Annotated in this window: 18 protein-coding genes; 9 read left to right on the top strand and 9 right to left on the bottom strand. The window is 62.3% G+C overall.

Translation table 11 applies throughout. The features are described 5' to 3' along the window. The first annotated feature begins 249 nt into the window (after positions 1–249). Complete coding sequence (locus AO268_RS02670) at positions 250–1,242, top strand: AAA family ATPase (RefSeq protein WP_099167836.1); 993 nt, start codon at positions 250–252, stop codon at positions 1,240–1,242. 7 nt (positions 1,243–1,249) lie between these two features. After that, positions 1,250–2,581 carry a DUF58 domain-containing protein gene (locus AO268_RS02665; RefSeq protein ID WP_076961884.1) on the top strand — a complete coding sequence of 444 codons (1,332 nt, stop codon included), beginning with the start codon at positions 1,250–1,252 and terminating at the stop codon, positions 2,579–2,581. Positions 2,582–2,594: 13 nt separating this feature from the next. On the opposite strand, the gene AO268_RS02660 is transcribed toward AO268_RS02665, so the two are convergent. Both AO268_RS02660 and AO268_RS02655 read right to left on the bottom strand, forming a co-directional pair. Next, positions 2,595–2,954: a PilZ domain-containing protein gene (locus tag AO268_RS02660; protein WP_076961950.1), complete on the bottom strand. Its 360-nt coding sequence runs from the start codon at positions 2,952–2,954 to the stop codon at positions 2,595–2,597. Positions 2,955–3,188: 234 nt separating this feature from the next. Continuing rightward, positions 3,189–3,563 (bottom strand): hypothetical protein, encoded by a 375-nt coding sequence (locus AO268_RS02655; protein ID WP_076961883.1) that lies wholly within the window; start codon positions 3,561–3,563, stop codon positions 3,189–3,191. 177 nt (positions 3,564–3,740) lie between these two features. On the opposite strand from AO268_RS02655, the gene pyk reads away from it, so the two are divergent. Then, positions 3,741–5,192 carry a pyruvate kinase gene (pyk, locus tag AO268_RS02650; protein WP_076961882.1) on the top strand — a complete coding sequence of 484 codons (1,452 nt, stop codon included), beginning with the start codon at positions 3,741–3,743 and terminating at the stop codon, positions 5,190–5,192. A gap of 179 nt (positions 5,193–5,371) precedes the next feature. Here the strand turns inward: pyk and AO268_RS02645 are convergent, their stop codons facing one another. Beyond that, on the bottom strand, positions 5,372–6,121 hold the full coding sequence (locus AO268_RS02645; protein ID WP_076961881.1) for an enoyl-CoA hydratase: 750 nt from the start codon (positions 6,119–6,121) through the stop codon (positions 5,372–5,374). 28 nt (positions 6,122–6,149) lie between these two features. After that, positions 6,150–7,082 carry an iron-sulfur-binding ferredoxin reductase gene (locus AO268_RS02640; RefSeq protein ID WP_099167835.1) on the bottom strand — a complete coding sequence of 311 codons (933 nt, stop codon included), beginning with the start codon at positions 7,080–7,082 and terminating at the stop codon, positions 6,150–6,152. Positions 7,083–7,338: 256 nt separating this feature from the next. Between AO268_RS02640 and AO268_RS02635 the strand changes: the two genes are divergently transcribed. The 4 genes from AO268_RS02635 to AO268_RS02605 all read left to right on the top strand — a co-directional run bounded on the left by AO268_RS02635 (position 7,339) and on the right by AO268_RS02605 (position 14,200). Next, positions 7,339–8,862 (top strand): fumarate hydratase, encoded by a 1,524-nt coding sequence (locus AO268_RS02635; RefSeq protein ID WP_076961879.1) that lies wholly within the window; start codon positions 7,339–7,341, stop codon positions 8,860–8,862. A 212-nt stretch (positions 8,863–9,074) separates the two neighbouring features. Then, a complete protein-coding gene (locus AO268_RS02625; RefSeq protein ID WP_099167833.1) occupies positions 9,075–10,850 on the top strand; it encodes an ATP-binding protein in 1,776 nt (591 codons plus the stop codon). Beyond that, positions 10,835–12,160, top strand: a complete 1,326-nt coding sequence (locus AO268_RS02620; RefSeq protein ID WP_099167832.1) for a sigma-54-dependent transcriptional regulator — start codon at positions 10,835–10,837, stop codon at positions 12,158–12,160. The genes AO268_RS02625 and AO268_RS02620 overlap by 16 nt, the downstream gene beginning before the upstream one ends. A gap of 720 nt (positions 12,161–12,880) precedes the next feature. Further along, the gene (locus AO268_RS02605; protein WP_099167829.1) at positions 12,881–14,200 is read left to right on the top strand and encodes an MFS transporter; all 1,320 of its coding nucleotides are present in this window, start codon (positions 12,881–12,883) and stop codon (positions 14,198–14,200) included. Positions 14,201–14,263: 63 nt separating this feature from the next. Here AO268_RS02605 and AO268_RS02600 read toward each other — a convergent pair whose 3' ends face one another. Further along, the gene (locus AO268_RS02600) at positions 14,264–15,019 is read right to left on the bottom strand and encodes a COG4705 family protein (RefSeq protein WP_099167828.1); all 756 of its coding nucleotides are present in this window, start codon (positions 15,017–15,019) and stop codon (positions 14,264–14,266) included. Positions 15,020–15,215: 196 nt separating this feature from the next. Here AO268_RS02600 and AO268_RS02595 point away from each other — a divergent pair, with 196 nt between their 5' ends. Beyond that, positions 15,216–15,848 (top strand): flavin reductase family protein, encoded by a 633-nt coding sequence (locus AO268_RS02595; RefSeq protein WP_099167827.1) that lies wholly within the window; start codon positions 15,216–15,218, stop codon positions 15,846–15,848. A gap of 143 nt (positions 15,849–15,991) precedes the next feature. Here AO268_RS02595 and AO268_RS02590 read toward each other — a convergent pair whose 3' ends face one another. Further along, positions 15,992–16,273 carry a hypothetical protein gene (locus AO268_RS02590; protein WP_099167826.1) on the bottom strand — a complete coding sequence of 94 codons (282 nt, stop codon included), beginning with the start codon at positions 16,271–16,273 and terminating at the stop codon, positions 15,992–15,994. 8 nt (positions 16,274–16,281) lie between these two features. Beyond that, a complete protein-coding gene (locus AO268_RS02585) occupies positions 16,282–16,623 on the bottom strand; it encodes an antibiotic biosynthesis monooxygenase family protein (RefSeq protein ID WP_099167825.1) in 342 nt (113 codons plus the stop codon). A gap of 327 nt (positions 16,624–16,950) precedes the next feature. On the opposite strand from AO268_RS02585, the gene AO268_RS02580 reads away from it, so the two are divergent. Next, entirely contained in the window at positions 16,951–17,880 is a 930-nt protein-coding gene (locus AO268_RS02580) for an AraC family transcriptional regulator (protein WP_099167824.1), read from the top strand. 33 nt (positions 17,881–17,913) lie between these two features. On the opposite strand, the gene AO268_RS02575 is transcribed toward AO268_RS02580, so the two are convergent. Together AO268_RS02575 and AO268_RS02570 are read right to left on the bottom strand one after the other, a co-directional pair. Continuing rightward, positions 17,914–19,368 (bottom strand): ATP-binding protein, encoded by a 1,455-nt coding sequence (locus AO268_RS02575; protein ID WP_076961869.1) that lies wholly within the window; start codon positions 19,366–19,368, stop codon positions 17,914–17,916. After that, on the bottom strand, positions 19,358–20,089 hold the full coding sequence (locus AO268_RS02570) for a response regulator (RefSeq protein WP_076961868.1): 732 nt from the start codon (positions 20,087–20,089) through the stop codon (positions 19,358–19,360). The genes AO268_RS02575 and AO268_RS02570 overlap by 11 nt, the downstream gene beginning before the upstream one ends. Positions 20,090–20,145 lie beyond the last annotated feature (56 nt).

The raw sequence follows: 20,145 nt of genomic DNA, 5'->3' as shown, positions 1-20,145 counted from the left end.
TAGCCCCAGTTCCGGAGTTCGTTCTTCTTAAGGATAGGATCACTACCTACAAACATGATTGCCATCATGGCCTAACCTCCACTTCAGACGAACGCACAAAGGAGGAGGTTGCCGAAGACTTGCTACGGGGCAGCTTGGTAGTCACACACTCGTTCCACGCGTAAAAAATTTTAGAAACAGTTAGATTAGGTAAGTGACTGACTTATGGACAATAAACTACATGTAACCGTTAGCAAGGCTCCAGAACCAATGAGCGACTCTCCAGTGGACGTATCCAACACCCTCGACACCGGGCGAGCCACCCAGTTGGCCCAGGCGCTGCGCACCGAGTTGCGCAAGGCGGTGATTGGCCAGGACGCCGTGATCGATGACGTACTGACCGCGCTGATCGCCGGCGGCCATGTGCTGCTCGAAGGCGTTCCCGGCCTGGGTAAAACCTTACTGGTGCGTGCCCTGGCCCGCTGCTTTGACGGCGACTTCGCACGCATCCAGTTCACCCCGGACCTGATGCCCAGTGATGTAACCGGGCATGCCGTGTACGACTTGCACACCGAACAGTTCAAGCTGCGCAAGGGGCCGTTGTTCACCCACTTGCTGCTGGCGGACGAGATCAACCGGGCCCCGGCAAAAACCCAGGCCGCCCTGCTCGAAGCCATGCAGGAGCGCCAGGTCACCCTCGAAGGCGAAGCCCTGCCCATCGGCCAGCCCTTTATGGTGCTGGCCACCCAAAACCCTATCGAACAGGAAGGCACCTACCCGCTACCGGAGGCCGAGCTCGACCGGTTCATGCTCAAGGTGCGCATGGACTACCCCGAGGCCCGGCAGGAGCTGGAAATGGTACGCGAAGTGACCCGCTCATCTCGCGCCGATATGCTCGACGTACAGCCGCTGCGCACTGTGCTGCAAGCCGATGACGTCTTGCTGTTGCAGCAGGTCGCCAGTGAGCTGCCCCTGGATGAGCAGGTACTCGACTACGCCGTGCGCCTGGCCCGCACCACCCGGAGCTGGCCCGGCCTGGCCTTGGGCGCCGGGCCTCGCGCCTCCATTGCCCTGGTCCGTGGTGCCCGCGCCCGCGCCCTGCTGCGTGGCGGCGAATTCGTGACCCCGGACGACATCAAGGGCTGTGCGCTGGCAGTGTTGCGCCATCGGGTACGTATCGCCCCGGAGCTGGATATCGAGGGCCTGGAGGTGGATCAGGTACTGACCCAGTTGCTCGACCAAGTGCCGGCGCCACGCCAGTGACCTGCCCATGAGACCCACTCGCCTGTTGCTAACCTGGCTCGCGGTGTTGTTGGGCCTGAACATCGCCCTCGGAACGGCCATGGCCCTGCAACTCAACGTGCCGGCCGCCTTGCACTCCGTAGCCTGGGGCCTGCTCCTGGCGCTGTTCTTGCTGGCATTGCTCGACGCCGCCCGCCTGAAGCGCCGCCCCTCGCCACGCCTGCGGCGGCAAATGCCAGGCAGCCTGGCCTTGGGGCGCTGGAGCGAGGTGAGGATCACCCTGGAGCACGACTATCCACAGCCACTGGCCCTGGAAGTGTTTGATCACGTGCCGGACGGTTTGAGCGTGCAGAACCTGCCGCAGTCCATCGCCCTGCACCCCGGCGAACACAGCACGCTGGGTTACCGCCTGCGCCCCTTGAGCCGTGGGCATTTCAGCTTTGAGCGCTGCGAGGTGCACCTGCCCAGCCCGCTTGGGTTATGGACCGCAAAACGCCAGGTGCCGGCCAAGGATGCCACCCGGGTCTATCCAGATTTTGCCCGCCTGTACGGTGCCCAGTTACTGGCAGTGGACAACTGGCTCAGCCAACTGGGTGTGCGTCAGCGCCAACGGCGTGGCCTGGGCCTGGAGTTTCACCAACTGCGGGAATTTCGCGAGGGCGACAGCCTGCGCCAGATCGACTGGAAGGCCACGGCACGACAACGTACGCCGATCGCCCGGGAATACCAGGATGAACGCGACCAACAGATTGTCTTCATGCTCGATTGCGGCCGACGGATGCGCAGCCAGGACGGCGAACTGTCCCATTTCGACCACGCCCTCAACGCCTGCCTGCTGCTCAGCTACGTGGCCTTGCGCCAGGGCGATGCCGTGGGCCTGTGTACCTTCGCCTGCGACCAGCCGCGCTACCTGGCACCGGTCAAGGGTAGTGGCCAGTTGAACCAGCTGCTCAACGCCGTATACGACCTGGACACCACCCGGCGCGCGGCCGACTACCAGGCCGCGGCCAACCAACTGCTGGCCCGCCAGAAACGCCGGGGCCTGGTGATTGTGGTGACCAATCTGCGGGATGAGGACGATGAGGATCTGCTGACGGCGGTCAAGCGCATCAGCCGCCAGCACCGGGTGTTGGTGGCAAGCCTGCGCGAGGAAGTGCTGGATCAATTGCGCCAGGCACCCGTGCAAACCCTGCCTGAAGCGCTGGCCTACTGTGGCAGCGTCGACTACCTCAATGCCCGGGAAGAACTCCATGATCGCCTGAAGGCGCAGGGCCTGGCGGTACTGGATGCTCATCCGTCCGAACTGGGCGCCGACCTGGTAACCCGTTACCTGGGCTGGAAAAAAGCCGGCGTGTTATGAGGGGCACATGACCCTAGGCCGAAGCCTGCAAGGGGTCAAAGCTGAAGTACTGCACCAGAGCAACGATCAGTTGCCCGTACTCGGCGGGCGCCTGCAACAGGATGAACCCCGAATCGTAATGCTGGGGGTTGATATCTTCACGGCTCCACAGGCAGGTGGCAGTGAAGTCAACGGCATGCACAGCCCCCTCCGGTCCGGGGATTTTCAAGCGCAGCTCAAAATCCACGTCGACCATCATGGGTAATTGACTGACCAGCATCAGTCCTTCATTGGAGATGTTGCCCAGGTAACCGATGGGTTTGTCCGTGAAGCGGTTGAACACCTGTAGAAAACAGGGCAACTGGTGCCGTTCAATCCGTCGGTCCTTAAACATGATGAGATCGCCGTCCAATAGTCATGACTCAGCCCGCTCCTGTGATTCGGACCGCAGCGCTGCCAGCAACGCCCCTGCGCGCCCCGAATCGCGGTGCAACAGCAGCTTCAGCCCTGTCACTTTACCTGCGCCGAATTCGGGCTTTGTATCTGTTTGAGTTGAAAGTTGTACAAACAGACATTCAAAGAATAGCCCAACTCTGGCAAGAGGCCAGCTATGAAATGATAAATGCCATCATAAGGCTGCTGGCCGCGCTCGTGCCGTGCTTGCACCCGGGTAGTGCCCCAGCTGTTGCAGCGTATCCAGGCGGGCGCGAGCACGGTACGCGTATTCGCTCGAAGGGTACTGGCTGATGATGAACTGATAGGTCTGTACTGCATCCACAAATAGCTTCTGCCGCTCCAGGCACTGCCCACGCAGCATCGAGACTTCCGGTTGTACGTAGCGACGGGACCGGCTTTCACGGTCGACCTGGGACAACTCCAGCGTGACCCGTTCGCAGTCACCCACATTGTAGGCACGGTAGGCATTGTTCAAATGATGGTCCATCGACCAACGGGTACAGCCGACAACACTGACGGCCAGGGCAGCAATGATCAAAACTCGCATGGGGTGTTCTCCTGTCTTGAGCAGTGTATCGACCCTTGGGCGAAAATCTTCAAGGTTGTTCGTCCAGCGTCATAGAGTGAAAACAGGCGAATCGACAATAAAGTAGTGCAAACGAACAATGACTACAGCCAAAGAGCATAGTAGCCTTCCCCAGCGCTAGAACTCAGGAGTCCGTGCATGTCCGTCCGTCGTACCAAAATCGTCGCCACCCTTGGCCCGGCCAGTAACTCGCCGGAAGTCCTCGAACAGCTGATTCTGGCTGGCCTGGACGTTGCCCGTCTGAACTTCTCCCACGGCACCCCAGACGAGCACAAGGCTCGCGCCAAGCTGGTACGTGACCTCGCCGCCAAGCATGGCCGCTTCGTCGCACTGCTGGGTGACCTGCAAGGTCCGAAAATCCGTATCGCCAAATTCGCCAACAAGCGCATCGAGCTGAAGATTGGTGACAAATTCACCTTCTCCACCAGCCATCCGCTGACCGAAGGCAACCAGCAGGTCGTGGGTATCGACTACCCGGACCTGGTGAAAGACTGCGGCGTCGGTGACGAGCTGCTGCTGGACGACGGCCGCGTGGTCATGCGTGTCGACACCGCCACCGTCACCGAGCTCAACTGCACTGTGATCATCGGCGGCCCGCTGTCCGACCACAAAGGCATCAACCGTCGCGGTGGTGGCCTGACTGCACCGGCCCTGACCGAAAAAGACAAGGCTGACATCAAGCTCGCCGCCGAAATGGAAGTGGACTACCTCGCCGTATCCTTCCCACGCGACGCTGCCGACATGGAATACGCCCGCCAACTGCGCGACGAAGCCGGCGGCACCGCCTGGCTGGTAGCGAAGATCGAGCGCGCCGAAGCCGTGGCCGACGACGAAACCCTCGACGGCCTGATCAAGGCGTCCGATGCAGTGATGGTTGCCCGTGGCGACCTCGGCGTGGAAATCGGTGACGCTGAACTGATCGGCATCCAGAAAAAAATCATCCTGCACGCACGCCGCCACAATAAAGCAGTGATCGTTGCGACCCAGATGATGGAGTCGATGATCCAGAACCCGATGCCGACCCGTGCCGAAGTGTCCGACGTGGCCAACGCCGTGCTCGACTACACCGACGCCGTGATGCTCTCGGCGGAAAGCGCTGCCGGCCCGTACCCGCTGGAAGCGGTCCAGGCCATGGCGCGTATCTGTGTCGGCGCGGAAAAGCACCCGACCAGCAAGACCTCCAGCCACCGTATCGGCAAGGTCTTTGAAAGCTGCGACCAGAGCATCGCCCTGGCCGCCATGTACACCGCCAACCACTTCCCGGGTGTAAAGGCGATCATCGCCCTGACCGAAAGTGGCTACACGCCGTTGATCATGTCGCGTATCCGTTCCTCGGTCCCGATCTACGCGTTCTCCCCGCACCGCGAAACCCAGGCCCGCGCGGCCATGTTCCGTGGCGTCTACACCGTACCGTTCGACCCGGCATCGCTGCCGCCCGAGCAAGTCAGCCAGGCTGCCATCGACGAACTGCTCAAGCGTGGTGTGGTCGAGAAAGGCGATTGGGTGATCCTGACCAAGGGTGACAGCTACCACACCATTGGTGGCACCAACGGCATGAAGATCCTGCACGTTGGCGACAAGATGGTCTGAGTGACCGGCTGAAGAACAAAAGCCCTGGCATGTGAGTGCCGGGGCTTTTTGCATTTCAGATCATGGTGATGGGGTGGCTGGATTGACGCTATCGCGGGCAAGCCCGCTCCCACAGTTGAAATGCATTCCCATGTGGGAGAGGGCTTGCCCGCGATAGCTTCAGTCCAGCCACTTCAGTTTCAGCGCCGGGCAATAAACCCCGACAACGCCGCAATCGCCTCCGGCGACCGCAACCTTTGGGTAAACAATGCACCCTCCGCCTCAATCACCTGGCGCAACTGCTCGCGGTCGACGTTTTTCATCAACTGCTTGCTGATTTGTACTGCCCCCGGCGCCAGAGTCTCGAAACGCTCGGCCACCTCCCGCGCCTTGGCCAAGGCGGCTTCGCCGCTGTCCAGCGCTTGTGTCGCAATCCCCCACTGCGCAGCCTGCTCCCCGCTGAACCCTTCGCCCAACAGCAACAACTCAGCGGCTTTCGCATGCCCGAGCAAGCGCGGCAGGATCAGGCTGGAGCCAAATTCCGGGCACAGCCCCAGGTTGACGAACGGCATGCGCAACCGGGCATCACGGCTGACATACACCAGGTCGCAATGCAGCAACAGCGTGGTGCCAATGCCCACCGCAGCGCCGGCCACGCCGGCAATCACCGGTTTGCGACAATTAAGCAAGCTTTTCATGAAGAGGAACTGTGGGCTGTCCAGGTCCGTGGGCGGTTGTTGCAAGAAGTCGCCAATGTCGTTGCCGGCGGTAAAACACTCGCAACTGCCCTGGATCAGCACCGCATTGACCGTGTTATCGGCATCAGCCTGCTCCAACGCCTCGGCCAACTGGTAGTACATGGCACGGGTCAGGGCATTTTTCTTGTCGGGGCGGTTGAACTGCAGGATCAGCAGTCCACGGTCACGTTCCAGCAAAATGGCGTCGGTCATGGTGAGTCTCGCAGGTAGACATCAGCGTTCAACCACGGGGCAGGAACACATCGGCCAGCAGTTGATTACGCGGCAAGCCAGCCAGGAACAGGCGCTTGGAAAAGGCCTCGACACTGCTGGGGTGCCCGCAGAGTAAGGCCAGGGTTTGCCGGGAAACAAGCCGCAGTTGCGCCAAAGCACCGGCCAACTGCGCCGCCGTCCACAACTCGACGGTGAGGTTGCCATGGCTGGCAACGAGCTGGGCCAGGGGCTCGGCCAGATAATGGCCGCCCGTCTCATGGGCCAGGTGAATCACGCGGATGGCGCCCTGGTGGTCCTGGCGCAGGGCTTCGCGCAACACCCCCCACAACGGGCCCAGGCCGGTGCCGGATGCCAGCAGCCACAATGGCCGGGCTTGCCAGTCAGGATCATAGTGCAACGCCCCGCCGCGCAACTCGCCCAGGCGTAGCTGATCACCGGCCTGTAGCTGCCGGGCAAGATCGCTGAACTCGCCGGGCAAGCGACAATCGAGGTGGAATTCCAGGAACGGATCGTCCTGGGGCAGGCTGGCCAGGGAATAAGGCCGCGCCACCGCGCCGGCCCACAACACCAAGTGCTGGCCGGCCCGGTAACGCAGCCCACGTTCCGGTTGCAGGCGCAGGCGCAACACCGTCGGGCTCAACCAGTCTGTGCCCAGCACCGTTGCCGCCGTGCCGTCGCGCAAGGGATCAAAGGCTTCAACCTGCACATCGCCCGTGACCTGGCATTGGCAGGCCAGGCGCCAGCCGTCCTGGCGCTGGGCCGGGCTCAGGGCGTCGGGTTGCTTGTCCTCGACCTCGCCCCGACAACGCACCAGGCAGGCATGGCAACTGCCCGCCCGGCAACTGTAGGGCACGGCCACACCGGCCTGGTTCAAGGCGTCCAGCAGATTGCTGCCGGTGGCGACCGACCACTGGCGTTCGCCGACGTGCAGTTCAGGCATGAAAGCTCTCGAATCAAAATGTACGATCACTGTAACTGCTTTTTATAGGCGCCGGCTGGTCGGCGCCTGCCGGCTCGCAATCGGTAGAGTTTGACCATCGTCGGGTGTATCGGCCATCGCACCGGGTTATACTGCCGCGCCTTTTTAGCGTCGCGCCAGCACTACCCGGCGTGCCTTGGAAAAGGTGGCTTCAGCGACCGATCCCCCCATCTGAAGCCACCTTTATTGAATGTTCCCTTATAGAGGAGCGCGACTCATGACCGTGATCAAGCAAGACGACCTGATTCAGAGCGTTGCCGACGCCCTGCAATTCATTTCCTACTACCACCCCGTTGACTTCATCCAGGCGATGCACGAGGCCTACCTGCGCGAAGAATCGCCGGCTGCCCGTGACTCCATGGCGCAGATCCTGATCAACTCGCGCATGTGTGCCACCGGCCACCGCCCGATCTGCCAGGACACCGGGATCGTCACCGTGTTCGTGCGCGTGGGCATGGATGTGCGCTGGGATGGCGCCACCATGGGCCTGGACGACATGATCAACGAAGGCGTGCGTCGCGCCTACAACCTGCCGGAAAACGTCCTGCGCGCCTCGATCCTCGCCGACCCGGCCGGCGCGCGCAAAAACACCAAGGACAACACCCCGGCCGTGATCCACTACTCCATCGTCCCGGGTAACACCGTGGAAGTGGACGTGGCCGCCAAGGGCGGTGGTTCCGAGAACAAGTCGAAAATGGCCATGCTCAACCCGTCCGACTCCATCGTCGACTGGGTGCTCAAGACCGTGCCGACCATGGGCGCCGGCTGGTGCCCACCGGGCATGCTCGGTATTGGTATCGGCGGCACCGCCGAGAAAGCCGCCGTCATGGCCAAGGAAGTGTTGATGGAATCCATCGACATCCACGAGCTGAAAAAGCGCGGCCCGTCCAACCGTATCGAAGAGATGCGCCTGGAGCTGTTCGAGAAGGTCAACCAACTGGGGATCGGCGCCCAGGGCCTGGGTGGCCTGACCACCGTGCTCGACGTGAAGATCATGGATTACCCGACCCACGCCGCCTCCCTGCCGGTGTGCATGATCCCCAACTGCGCCGCCACCCGTCACGCGCACTTCGTGCTCGACGGCTCCGGCCCGGCCTCGCTCGAAGCGCCACCGCTGGACGCGTACCCGCAAATCGTCTGGGAAGCCGGCCCGTCGGCGCGCCGCGTCAACCTCGACACCCTGACCCCGCAAGACGTACAGAGCTGGAAACCGGGCGAAACCGTACTGCTCAACGGCAAGATGCTCACCGGTCGCGACGCGGCGCACAAGCGCATGGTCGAGATGCTGAACAAGGGTGAAACCCTGCCGGTAGACCTCAAGGGTCGTTTCATCTACTACGTCGGCCCGGTCGATCCGGTGCGCGAAGAAGTGGTTGGCCCGGCTGGCCCGACCACCGCCACGCGGATGGACAAGTTCACCCGCCAGATCCTCGAACAAACCGGCCTGTTGGGCATGATCGGCAAATCCGAGCGCGGCCCGACCGCCATCGAAGCGATCAAGGACCACAAGGCCGTGTACCTGATGGCCGTGGGCGGCGCGGCTTACCTGGTGGCGCAAGCGATCAAGCAGTCGCGCGTGGTGGCCTTCGCCGAACTGGGCATGGAAGCGATCTACGAGTTCGACGTCAAGGACATGCCGGTCACTGTTGCCGTCGACAGCAAGGGCGAGTCGGTCCACATCACCGGTCCTGCTATCTGGCAGCAAAAGATCAGTGAGAGCCTGGCGGTAGAAGTGCAGTAAGCCCCCTCCTGCAGGGATAAAGGCGACTGTGGCTGCATGCCACAGTCGCCTTTTTTTGTGGGAGCGGGCTTGCCCGCGATGCAGGCGCCTCGGTGTATCAGTAACACCAAGGTGATGCTATCGCGGGCAAGCTCGCTCCCACACAAGCTCACTCGCCACAAGTACTGCGCATGTTATGGTGCTCGCCCCCTACTGCAGCTGTTCATTCTCGTATGATCGCGATCCCTCGCCCATTGCGTTTGACCTTCTACTCCCTGCTGATTATCGCCGGCGCCGTCCTGGCCGCCGCCCTCGCCATGCGCCAGGCTGAACGCCAGGCCCTGGTGGACGACGCCGGCCGCGCGAACCAGCAGTTGGCGCTGTATGCCAACTCCCTGCACACCCTGATTGAACGTTACCGCGCCCTGCCCGCCGTGCTGGCCCTGGACTCGGAAATGATCCGCGCCCTGAAAGGCCCGCTGGATCCGGCAACCCAGGATGTGCTCAACCATAAACTGGAACGCATCAACGGTGCCGCGCAATCGTCGACCCTGGAGTTGATGGACCGCACCGGCCTGGCTGTGGCGGCCAGCAACTGGCGCCTGCCCAGCAGCTATGTCGGCCACAACTATGCGTTTCGCCCCTATTTCAGCCAGACCCGCAGCCAGGGCACCGGGCGCTTTTATGCGGTGGGGGTGACCACCGGGATTCCGGGGTACTTCCTCTCCAGCGCGGTGCTGGATGAGCAGGAGCAGTTTCTCGGCGCCATGGTGGTGAAACTGGAGTTCCCGGAGCTGGAGCGCGAATGGGCCCAGGGCGATGACCTGCTGCTGGTCAGCGATGCCCGGGGCATTGTGTTTATCGCCAATAAACCCGGATGGCGGTACCGCAACCTGCGCCCGTTGTCGGCCAACGACCACGCCGAACTGCAGGCCACCCGTCAATACGACAAGAAACAACTGCTGCCCCTGGACACCCAGACCCTGCAGCGCTTTGACGAAAACAGCCATCTGATGCGCGTGGCCGGGCCCGAAGGCAACGCCGACTACATCTGGGAATCCCTGCCCCTCAAAGCCGAAGGCTGGACCCTGCACCTGCTGCGCAAGCCTCAGGTGGCCTTTGAAGACCAGCGCAACGCCGGCCTCGCCGCGGCGGGCCTGTGGTTGACCCTGGTGTTCCTGGTGCTGTTCCTCAGCCAGCGCTGGCGCCTGGCTCGTTTGCGCCAGCGTAGCCGCGAAGAACTGGAGCGCCTGGTGGAGGAACGCACCCGCGCCTTGCGCACCGCCCAGGATGGCCTGGTGCAATCGGCCAAGCTGGCGGCGCTGGGGCAGATGTCTGCGGCCTTGGCCCATGAAATCAACCAGCCACTGACCGCCCAGCGCATGCAACTGGCCACCTTGCGCCTGTTGCTCGATCACGGGCGCATCGATGACGCCTACCAGGCGCTGACGCCATTGGACGACATGCTCACCCGCATGGCCGCCCTCACTGGCCATCTGAAGACCTTCGCCCGCAAAAGCCCCAGCGGCCTGCGCGAACGCCTGGACCTGGCGACCGTGGTCGATCAGTCCCTGCACTTGCTCGACGCGCGCCTGCGCGACGAAGCCATCGGCACCGTGCTCGACCTGACCCGCCCGGCCTGGGTGCGCGGCGATGCCATCCGCCTGGAACAAGTGCTGATCAACCTGCTGCGCAATGCCCTGGATGCCATGGCCAACAAGCCGCGCAAACGCCTGGAAATCCGCCTGCATGCCGATCAACAACTGTGGCACCTGAGCGTCAGTGACAGCGGCGGCGGCATTGCCGAGGAACACCTGAACAATGTGTTCGACCCGTTCTTCACCACCAAGCCGGTGGGGGACGGGCTCGGGCTCGGGTTGGCGGTGTCCTACGCTATCGTGCATGAACTGGGCGGGCGTCTGAGTGCTACCAATCAGGACGACGGCGCCGTCTTTACCCTGACCCTGCCCATCGCGCTGGAGGCGCCGGACCTATGCTCAACGCAGTGATCGTGGTGGATGACGAGGCCAGCATCCGCACGGCCGTGGAACAGTGGCTGAGCCTCTCCGGGTTCGCCGTGCAGCTGTTCAGCCGCGCCGAGGACTGCCTGGCCCACCTGCCCAGGGATTTTCCCGGGGTGATTCTCAGCGATGTGCGCATGCCGGGCCTCAGCGGCCTGGAGCTGCTGGCCGAGGTGCAACGGCGCGATGGCGACCTGCCGGTGATCCTGCTGACCGGTCATGGCGACGTGCCCATGGCCGTCGAAGCCATGCGCGATGGGGCCTACGACTTCCTGGAAAAGCCCTTCAGCCCCGACGCCCTGCTCGCCAGCCTGCGCCGGGCCCTGGACAAGCGCGGGCTGATCCTGGAGAACCGCCGCCTGCACCAACAGGCCGATCATCGGGCCAAACTGGAGTCAAGCCTGCTCGGGGTGTCGCGCAGCCTGCAGAACCTGCGGCGCCAGGTGCTGGACCTCGCGGCCTTGCCGGTCAACGTGCTGATCCGCGGCGAGACCGGCAGCGGCAAGGAACTGGTCGCCCGCTGCCTGCATGACTTCGGGCCCCGGGCGAAGAAGCCGTTTGTCGCGCTCAACTGTGCGGCGATTCCCGAGCAACTGTTTGAAGCCGAACTGTTCGGCCATGAAAGCGGCGCCTTCACCGGCGCCCAGGGCAAGCGGATCGGCAAGCTGGAGTACGCCGACGGCGGTACGCTGTTTCTCGATGAGATCGAAAGCATGCCCCTGGCCCAGCAGGTGAAGCTGCTGCGGGTGTTGCAGGAACAGAAGCTGGAGCGCCTGGGCTCGAACCAGAGCATCAAGGTCGACCTGCGCATCATCGCCGCGACCAAGCCCGACCTGCTGGACGAAGCCCGTGCCGGGCGTTTTCGCGAAGACCTGGCCTACCGCCTGACCGTGGCGCAACTGCGCCTGCCGCCGCTACGTGAGCGCCGCGAAGATATCCCGCTGCTGTTCGAGCACTTTACCCAGGGCGCCGCCGAACGCCTGGGCCGCGAGGCCGCGCCCCTCAGCGGGCCGCAGCTGGGGCGGCTGCTCAGCCATGACTGGCCCGGTAACGTGCGCGAACTGGCCAACGTTGCCGAACGCCAGGTGCTGGGCCTGGGCGAGCCGGAGCCGGAAGGTATCGAAGCCGGGCAATCCCTGGCGGCGCAGCAGGAAGCGTTCGAGGCCCATTGCCTGAAAGCTGCGCTGACCCGGCACAAGGGCGATATCAAGGCGGTGCTGGCGGAGCTGCAACTGCCACGGCGTACCTTCAATGAAAAGATGCAGCGCCATGGCCTGGCCCGGGAAGCCTTTCTCTAACCCGATCGTTCCCACGCTCCGCGTGGGAATGCAGCCCAGGACGCTCCGCGTCCGTGACGCAGAGCGTCACAGGAAGCGTTCCCACGCAGAGCATGGGAACGATCAAAGATCCAGCGCCATGGCGCTGGCCCGGAAAACCTTTCTCTAACCGATCGTTCCCACGCTCCGCGTGGGAATGCAGCCCAGGACGCTCCGCGTCCGTGACGCAGAGCGTCACAGGAAGCGTTCCCACGCAGAGCGTGGGAACGATCAAACATGCAGCGCCATGGCCTGGCCCGGGAAGCCTTTCTCTAACCCGATCGTTCCCACGCTCCGCGTGGGAATGCAACCCAGGACGCTCCACGTCCGTGACGCAGAGCGTCACAGGAAACGTTCCCACGCAGAGCGTGGGAACGATCAAACATGCAGCGCCATGGCCTGACCCGGGAAGCCTTTCTCTAACCGATCGTTCCCACGCTCCGCGTGGGAATGCAACCCAGGACGCTCCACGTCCGTGACGCAGAGCGTCACAGGAAGCGTTCCCACGCAGAGCGTGGGAACGATCAGCGTCGGCGGATTTCCGCTCACCAGCAAAAAACCATCAGCGATTTTCCGCTCAGAAATATCCGAAAACCCCTCTAGACCGGGCCCTCACCTACTTGGCACAGCTCCTGCTATAGCTCCAGCCAGGCTGCGCCCACGCGCGCTCCACAAAAACAATGACATATAAAGGATCCTTCAATGGATAACTCCAATTCCCTGCCCTTGGGGTCGGCGGCTGCGCCGGCGCAAGAACGCAGCACCTCCAGCCGCATCAAGTCGATCTTCAGCGGTTCGGTCGGCAACATGGTCGAGTGGTACGACTGGTACGTCTACGCCGCCTTCTCCCTGTACTTTGCCAAAGCCTTCTTCCCCAAGGGCGATACCACTGCCCAACTGCTCAACACCGCCGCGATCTTCGCCGTAGGCTTTTTGATGCGCCCGATCGGCGGCTGGCTGATGGGCCTCTACGCCGACCGCAAGGGCCGCAAGGCAGCCTTGATGGCCTCGGTACTGCTGATGTGCTTCGGCTCGCTGATCATTGCCCTGAGCCCGGGTTATGAAACCATCGGTGTCGGCGCGCCGATCCTGCTGGTGTTTGCCCGCTTGCTGCAAGGCCTGTCGGTCGGTGGCGAATACGGCACCTCGGCCACCTACCTGAGTGAAATGGCGACCAAGGAACGTCGCGGTTTCTTCTCCAGCTTCCAGTATGTGACCCTGATCTCCGGCCAGCTCATCGCGCTGGCGGTGCTGATCGTGCTGCAACAGGTCCTCACCACCGAAGAGCTGTATGCCTGGGGCTGGCGTATCCCGTTTGCCATCGGTGCCCTGTGCGCGGTCGTGGCCCTGTACCTGCGTCGCGGCATGGAAGAAACCGAGTCGTTCACCAAGAAGGAAAAAGCCAAGGAAAGCGCGATGCGCACCTTGATGCGCCACCCCAAGGAACTGATGACCGTGGTCGGCCTGACCATGGGCGGCACCCTGGCCTTCTACACCTACACCACCTACATGCAGAAATACCTGGTGAACACCGTCGGCATGAGCATTTCCGACTCCACCACCATTTCGGCGGCCACGCTGTTCCTGTTCATGTGCCTGCAACCGATCATCGGTGGCCTGTCGGACAAGGTCGGTCGCCGACCGATCCTGATCGCCTTCGGCATCCTCGGTACGCTGTTCACCGTGCCGATCCTCACCACCCTACACACCATCCAGACCTGGTGGGGGGCGTTCTTCCTGATCATGGCCGCGCTGATCATCGTCAGCGGCTACACCTCGATCAACGCGGTGGTGAAGGCCGAGCTGTTCCCTACCGAAATCCGCGCCCTGGGTGTCGGCCTGCCGTACGCACTGACCGTGTCGATCTTCGGCGGCACCGCCGAATACATCGCACTGTGGTTCAAGAGTGTCGGCATGGAGACCGGCTACTACTGGTACGTGACCGCCTGTATTGCCGTGTCGCTGGTGGTCTACGTGACCATGAAGGACACACGCAAGCATTCACGGATTACCACGGACTAAGCATTCACCGGGTATAAAAAAGGGGCCATGTCATCAAGTGACATGGCCCCTTTTTTCATCCCGTCAGGACAGCTCTGCCAGCGGCTGGCGGCTCTCCCTGCGCTGCACATACCAGGCACCGGCGATCATCACCAGCAGCACCGCCGCCAGCACCGCCGACGAGCCAACGGTGCCAAAGTCCAGGCCGCCCTTTTCGTAGGGCTTGGTCAAAAAATCCCCCAGGGTCGCGCCAAAGGGCCGGGTCAAGACAAACGCCACCCAGAACAGCACCACCGACGAAACCGTTGTGCAGTACTTGAGCGCCACCACCAGCAGGATGCTCGCGCCGATCAACAGGGCGCCGCCAGCAAAGCCCAGCCCCGAGTCGTCAGCCAAAAAGTCCCCCAGTGCCGTGCCCAGGGTGTTGGAGAGCAGGATCGCCACCCAGTAGAACAGCTCGCCGCGCGGGGTCTGCGCCTTGTTGACGTTCAGCGAGTTGCCGCTCAAGTGCCAGAGGGCGAAGACCATCAGCAACAGGACAATCAGGATCATCGAACCGGAGGCGTACCCCAGGCCCAGGGTACGGTCCATAAAGTCGGACATGGTGGTGCCCGCCGTGCTGGTCGACAGGATCACGATCCAGTACAGCACCGGGTTGTAGGTTTTCGACCATAACTGCGTCAGCAAGGTGATGAGGAACACGCTGAGCAGGATCATCGAGCTGATGGCATAGCCAACGTTCAAGGTCATCGACAACAAGTCCCCGGCGGTCTCGCCAAGGGTGGTCGCACAGATTTTCATGACCCAGAACGCCAGGGTAATCTGAGGAAGTTTATTCATTGTGCAGAAGGCTCCAGAGTTCAGTCTCGAAAGGCCGACTCATGGGGGGTATCGACCTGGCGTGCAGACTGGCCGTGCAGCTGTGAAAAATAGGTGGGCGATGGATGAAAATTCCATACAGCACCGCCAATCCGGTGGAAATCCGGCCCTTGGACCTGCACTATTGCGCTTTTCCCCGCCGTAGGAACCGCCGTCCATGCCTGACGATATCCATTTCTATGAACCCGCCAACGGCCATGGCCTGCCCCATGACCCGTTCAACGCCATCGTCGGCCCGCGCCCGATTGGCTGGATTTCGTCCCAGGACAACCAGGGCCGCCTGAACCTGGCGCCCTACAGTTTTTTCAACGCCTTTAACTACATCCCACCGATCATTGGTTTTTCCAGTGTCGGGCGCAAAGACAGCCTGAACAACATCGAACAGACCGGCGAGTTTGTCTGGAACCTGGCCACGCGCCCGCTGGCCGAGCAGATGAACCAGTGCTGCGCCGCCGTTGCACCTGAGGTCAACGAGTTTGAACTGGCCGGGCTGACGCCGGTGGAGTCCAAGGTGATTGCGGTGCCACGGGTCGGCGAAAGCCCGGTGTCGTTCGAGTGCAAGGTTACGCAGATCATTCAGTTGCAGCGGGCTGACAAAGGGCTGGTCCCGAGCTGGCTGGTGCTCGGCGAAGTGGTTGCGGTGCATATCGCCAAATGGCTGCTCAAGGATGGGATCTACGACACCGCAGCGGCCGAGCCGATTCTGCGGGGTGGCGGCCCGGCGGATTATTTCCAGCTGGGGCCGCAAGCCCTGTTCAAGATGTACCGGCCAGGTGCCCACAAACCCTGATGGAAACCACCGTAAAAAATGTGGGAGCGGGCTTGCCCGCGATAGCGGTGGTTCAGTTAAGGCAAATCTGACTGAAACACCGCTATCGCAGGCAAGCCAGCTCCCACACTGATCGGGTTACCCCATTGGGATTGCGCTGTTCTTTAGTTTGCTGCAGCTGCCCAGGCCAGTTGGCCCTCTTCATCGATAGCGATCAAGCGCTCCAATTGCTGGGCCGCCGCATCGTCAGCGTCTTCGGCAGTCTTGAACCGTTGGCCATCGAGGATCTTGTGAAAGCGCGGGGCGCTCATGCCATCCAGGGCCTTGACGGCGATGGCGGCGCTATAGCCACCCTGGTCTTCGCGCACAAGGGCGGAAACAGCTTCGTGGTGGGCAAACTCTTTACGTGCCATGTTGCAGGTCCTGACCAATGGAAAGTCGGCCATTCTAAACCCTAACCGGCCAGTTGCAGGTACTCGCCATAGGCATCCGGGGCAGATGCATCGATGAAAGTCTGGAAGTCCATGCTGCGCACGACCCCGTCGTTCAACAACTCACTAAACAGCATCAGGGCTGGCGAGCTGAAGTAGGCGCTCATCGCCTGTTCGCTGCACCAGAAACCTGAAACCAGCCATACGTCGGGGTCAACCTGGGAATGCTGCAACGAGAATTGCAGGCAACCCTGAGCCTGGCGACCCGGTTCGATCAAACGGCTCAAGCGCGCACCCAGTTCGGTGCTGCACCCACTGCGGGCACGGATAAAGGCCATATGGCTCGCGGGAATGGGGGTGGACATGTTCGACTCTCCCGTTGAGAAGTGATGCTCGGCAAACACGCTGAGGACGTGTTGCCACAGGATCAACGATACGGGCGCAGGCACTGGCAGGGTTAGTCGATTCCTGCCGGCTTATTGCACAATCCTGCCAGAAGCAGGGACACCCGGTTTACCCCCAGGCTTTATGCCAGGGGCAGAGGCTTTGTTTCAGGCAGATGACAAGCCCTGTGCTTGCCTGATTCAAAAGGCGCCGCAGGATCAGGCAAGGATTGTGCAGAATCGACATAACACTGTTTGCCCCGCCGCCGCTAAGCTGTGCCCATCAATGCAGCCTGCAGAGAACGCCCCATGTCGTCGCCCGAACAGCAGTCCATTCCCCTCGATACCGAGATGGAAAAACAGCGCGCCGAGCTGGCCAGTATCGTGCACCGGCATACCTGGGAAGACGGTTCCTACGGCACGGCGATCACCTCGCTGTACCTGAACCGCCACAATGCGCCGCGCGATTTCATGCCGGTGCTGGTGGAGCCCGCCCTGTGCATCCTCGCCAACGGCAGCAAGGAAGTGCGCCTGGCCGATGAAATCTTTGCCTACGACCCACTCAACTATCTGGTGTTCTCGGTCGCGATGCCGGTAGCCGGGCGGGTTATCGATGCCACACCCGAAGACCCCAACCTGTCGATACGCATCAATCTCGACCCGGCGCAGTTGACCGCCTTGATTGTCGAAGCCGGCCCCATGGGCGTGCCCACGCGCCCGACAGCGCGCGGGATGTATGTCGACCGCATCGACACCCAGTTGCTCGACGCCGTACTACGCCTGGCACGCTTGCTGGATACACCCAAAGATATCGCGGTCCTGGCGCCGTTGATCAGCCGCGAAATCCTCTACCGTTTGTTGCGTGGGCCACAGGGCTATCGCCTGTACGAAATTGCCGTAGCCAATAGCCAAAGCCATCGGGTCAGCCGCGCAATCACCTGGTTGAACGGCCACTATGAGCAACCGCTGCGCATCGATGACCTGGCCAAGGAAGTGAATCTCAGCGTGTCGACCCTGCACCACCGCTTCAAGGCCATCACCGCCATGAGCCCGTTGCAGTACCAGAAGCAGTTGCGTTTGCAGGAGGCGCGCCGCCTGATGATCACCGAAGGCCTGGAGGCCTCGGCGGCGGGCTATCGGGTAGGGTATGAAAGCCCGTCGCAGTTCAGCCGGGAATATAGCCGGTTGTTTGGTGCGCCGCCGCTGAGAGATTTAGCCAGATTGCGCCAGAGTATCTGACCTACTGCTCCCACATAGGCTCGGCAGCGCGGCTTAGTCTAGGGTACGGGGCAGTTGCAAGGTCACCCGCAGGCCACCTTCGCGCAAATTTTGCAGGCTCACTTCGCCGCCATGGCTGTGGGCAATATTGCGCGCAATCCCCAACCCCAAACCATACCCCTGCTGCTGCCCCGCCAGGCGAAAATGCGGCTCGAAGACCTGCTCCAGACGCTGCTCCGGCACGCCCGGCCCCTCGTCATCCACATGCAGGATGAACTGCGCGCCATCGTCTTCGATACGCAGATGGGCGTTCTGCCCGTACTTCAAGGCATTGTCGATCAGGTTGCCAATGCAGCGCTTGAGCGCCAACGGCTTGCCCGGGTAGGCCGTCAACGCCCGGCCGTGCTGGGTCACCCGGCCATTGCCGTTGGGCGCCAGGTACGGCTCCACCAGGCAGTCGAGCACATGGTTGAGGTCCACCGGCTCGATGTTCTCGTGGATGTCGGTGTCCTTGACGCACTGCAACGCGCCCTTGACCAGCAGCTCCAGCTCATCCAGGTCACGGCCGAACTTAGCTTGCAGCTTTTCATCCTCCAGCAACTCCACCCGCAGCCGCAGGCGGGTGATCGGGGTGCGCAGGTCGTGGGAAATGGCACTGAACAACTGGCTGCGCTCGGTCAGGTAGCGGCTGATCCGCTCGCGCATGGCATTGAACGCACGGCCCACTTCCACCACTTCGCTGCCGCCGCCTTCGGCCACCGGCTCCACGTCGGCGCCCAGGGACAGGTCCCGCGCCGCCCGGGCCAGGCGCTTGAGCGGCCGGCTTTGCCAGTGCACCAGCAAACCGATAAACAGCAACAAAAAGCCGCTGGTCAACACGATAAACCACACCTGCTGGGAGGGCAGGCCCTGTTCTTCGAGGCTGGTGTAGGGCTCGGGCAGCAACGAGGCGATATACAGCCACTCGCCGGCGCCCAACTCGATCTGCGTCACCAATACGGGGGGGTTGACCGGCTCCAGGGTCAGGGCGTAATGCGCCCAGGAGCGTGGCAGCTCATCGAGCTTCAGGCCGGCATTGAAGATGCGCAGGTCTTCGGCACTGACAAACTCCACCGAAAAATGCACGTCACTGCCCAGGGCCTGGCGCAGCACGTCGTCCACCACACCAAGCACCGCCTGTTTGCGCGGGGTTTGCGGCAAGATCTGCATATCCAGCGGCTTGTCGTTGAGCGTCACCACAAAACGCGTGCCGCCCATGCTGCGCAACTGGTCGAGCACCAGCGGCCGATAAGCCACCGGCAGCGAGCGGAAATAGCTGACGCTGGCGGTCATCGAATGGGCCAGGCTACGGGCGCTGGTGACCAGGCCTTCAAGCTGGGTAGCGCGCAGTTGCGACACCCAGATCACGCTGGATAAAGCCTGGGCAAACAGCACCGCCAACAGGGTCAGCAGCAGCATGCGCCCCAGCAATGAACGCGGGACCGGAATGCGCCGGCGTTCAGTGGGCATTGCTGGCAACCACATTGGCTGCCAGTTGGTAACCACTGCCACGCACGGTGCGGATCAGCCGCGGCGGTTTCTCGGTATCGCGTAGGCGTTGTCGCAGGCGGCTGACGGCCATGTCGACAATGCGGTCGAGAGGCATCAGGTCACGGCCACGGGTGGCATTACCGATGGTGTCGCGGTCAAGGATTTGCTGGGGGTGATCGAGGAACAGCTTGAGCAGGGCAAAGTCGGCCCCGGACAGGATGACTTCCTCGCCATCGAGGTGAAATAGCCGATGGCTGATCATGTCCAGCCGCCACTCATCGAACACCAGCACATCGCCGCCGCTGCGTTCCTGGCCAAACTGGCAGCGGCGCAACAGGGCCTTGATACGTGCCTGCAACTCACGGGGGCTGAAGGGTTTGCCGATATAGTCGTCGGCGCCCAGCTCCAGGCCGATAACCCGGTCGGCTTCGTCGGAGCTGGCGGTGAGCATGATGATCGGCACCTGGGCCTGGCGCGGGTGTTGGCGCACCCAGCGGCAGAGGCTGAAGCCATCCTCATCGGGCAGCATCACGTCAAGGATCACCAGGTCGCACGGTGCTTCGTCCATGGCTTGGCGAAACCCCGCGCCATTGGGCACGCCCCGCACCTGGAAGCCGGCGCGACTGAGGTAGGTTTGCAGCAACTCGCGGATTTCCTCGTCGTCGTCGACGAGAAGAATGGATTTACTGATTACGCTCACGGGGGCCTCCTTGTTGTTATGGGGTGCTCTCTAGGACCCCATCGCGGGCAAGCCCG

Origin of the sequence: Pseudomonas sp. ICMP 8385 (assembly GCF_002699915.1) — a bacterium.
In the GTDB taxonomy this organism is placed as follows: domain Bacteria; phylum Pseudomonadota; class Gammaproteobacteria; order Pseudomonadales; family Pseudomonadaceae; genus Aquipseudomonas; species Aquipseudomonas gessardii.
This window is presented reverse-complemented; position numbering and strand designations above follow the sequence as displayed.

Excerpts from the sequence above, each read along its gene's own strand:
- AO268_RS02670 (WP_099167836.1), top strand. The coding sequence starts at position 250 with ATGAGCGACTCTCCAGTGGACGTATCCAACACCCTCGACACCGGGCGA.
- AO268_RS02665 (WP_076961884.1), top strand. The coding sequence starts at position 1,250 with ATGAGACCCACTCGCCTGTTGCTAACCTGGCTCGCGGTGTTGTTGGGC.
- AO268_RS02660 (WP_076961950.1), bottom strand. The coding sequence starts at position 2,954 with ATGTTTAAGGACCGACGGATTGAACGGCACCAGTTGCCCTGTTTTCTA.
- AO268_RS02655 (WP_076961883.1), bottom strand. The coding sequence starts at position 3,563 with ATGCGAGTTTTGATCATTGCTGCCCTGGCCGTCAGTGTTGTCGGCTGT.
- pyk (WP_076961882.1), top strand. The coding sequence starts at position 3,741 with ATGTCCGTCCGTCGTACCAAAATCGTCGCCACCCTTGGCCCGGCCAGT.
- AO268_RS02645 (WP_076961881.1), bottom strand. The coding sequence starts at position 6,121 with ATGACCGACGCCATTTTGCTGGAACGTGACCGTGGACTGCTGATCCTG.
- AO268_RS02640 (WP_099167835.1), bottom strand. The coding sequence starts at position 7,082 with ATGCCTGAACTGCACGTCGGCGAACGCCAGTGGTCGGTCGCCACCGGC.
- AO268_RS02635 (WP_076961879.1), top strand. The coding sequence starts at position 7,339 with ATGACCGTGATCAAGCAAGACGACCTGATTCAGAGCGTTGCCGACGCC.
- AO268_RS02625 (WP_099167833.1), top strand. The coding sequence starts at position 9,075 with ATGATCGCGATCCCTCGCCCATTGCGTTTGACCTTCTACTCCCTGCTG.
- AO268_RS02620 (WP_099167832.1), top strand. The coding sequence starts at position 10,835 with ATGCTCAACGCAGTGATCGTGGTGGATGACGAGGCCAGCATCCGCACG.
- AO268_RS02605 (WP_099167829.1), top strand. The coding sequence starts at position 12,881 with ATGGATAACTCCAATTCCCTGCCCTTGGGGTCGGCGGCTGCGCCGGCG.
- AO268_RS02600 (WP_099167828.1), bottom strand. The coding sequence starts at position 15,019 with ATGAATAAACTTCCTCAGATTACCCTGGCGTTCTGGGTCATGAAAATC.
- AO268_RS02595 (WP_099167827.1), top strand. The coding sequence starts at position 15,216 with ATGCCTGACGATATCCATTTCTATGAACCCGCCAACGGCCATGGCCTG.
- AO268_RS02590 (WP_099167826.1), bottom strand. The coding sequence starts at position 16,273 with ATGGCCGACTTTCCATTGGTCAGGACCTGCAACATGGCACGTAAAGAG.
- AO268_RS02585 (WP_099167825.1), bottom strand. The coding sequence starts at position 16,623 with ATGTCCACCCCCATTCCCGCGAGCCATATGGCCTTTATCCGTGCCCGC.
- AO268_RS02580 (WP_099167824.1), top strand. The coding sequence starts at position 16,951 with ATGTCGTCGCCCGAACAGCAGTCCATTCCCCTCGATACCGAGATGGAA.
- AO268_RS02575 (WP_076961869.1), bottom strand. The coding sequence starts at position 19,368 with ATGCCCACTGAACGCCGGCGCATTCCGGTCCCGCGTTCATTGCTGGGG.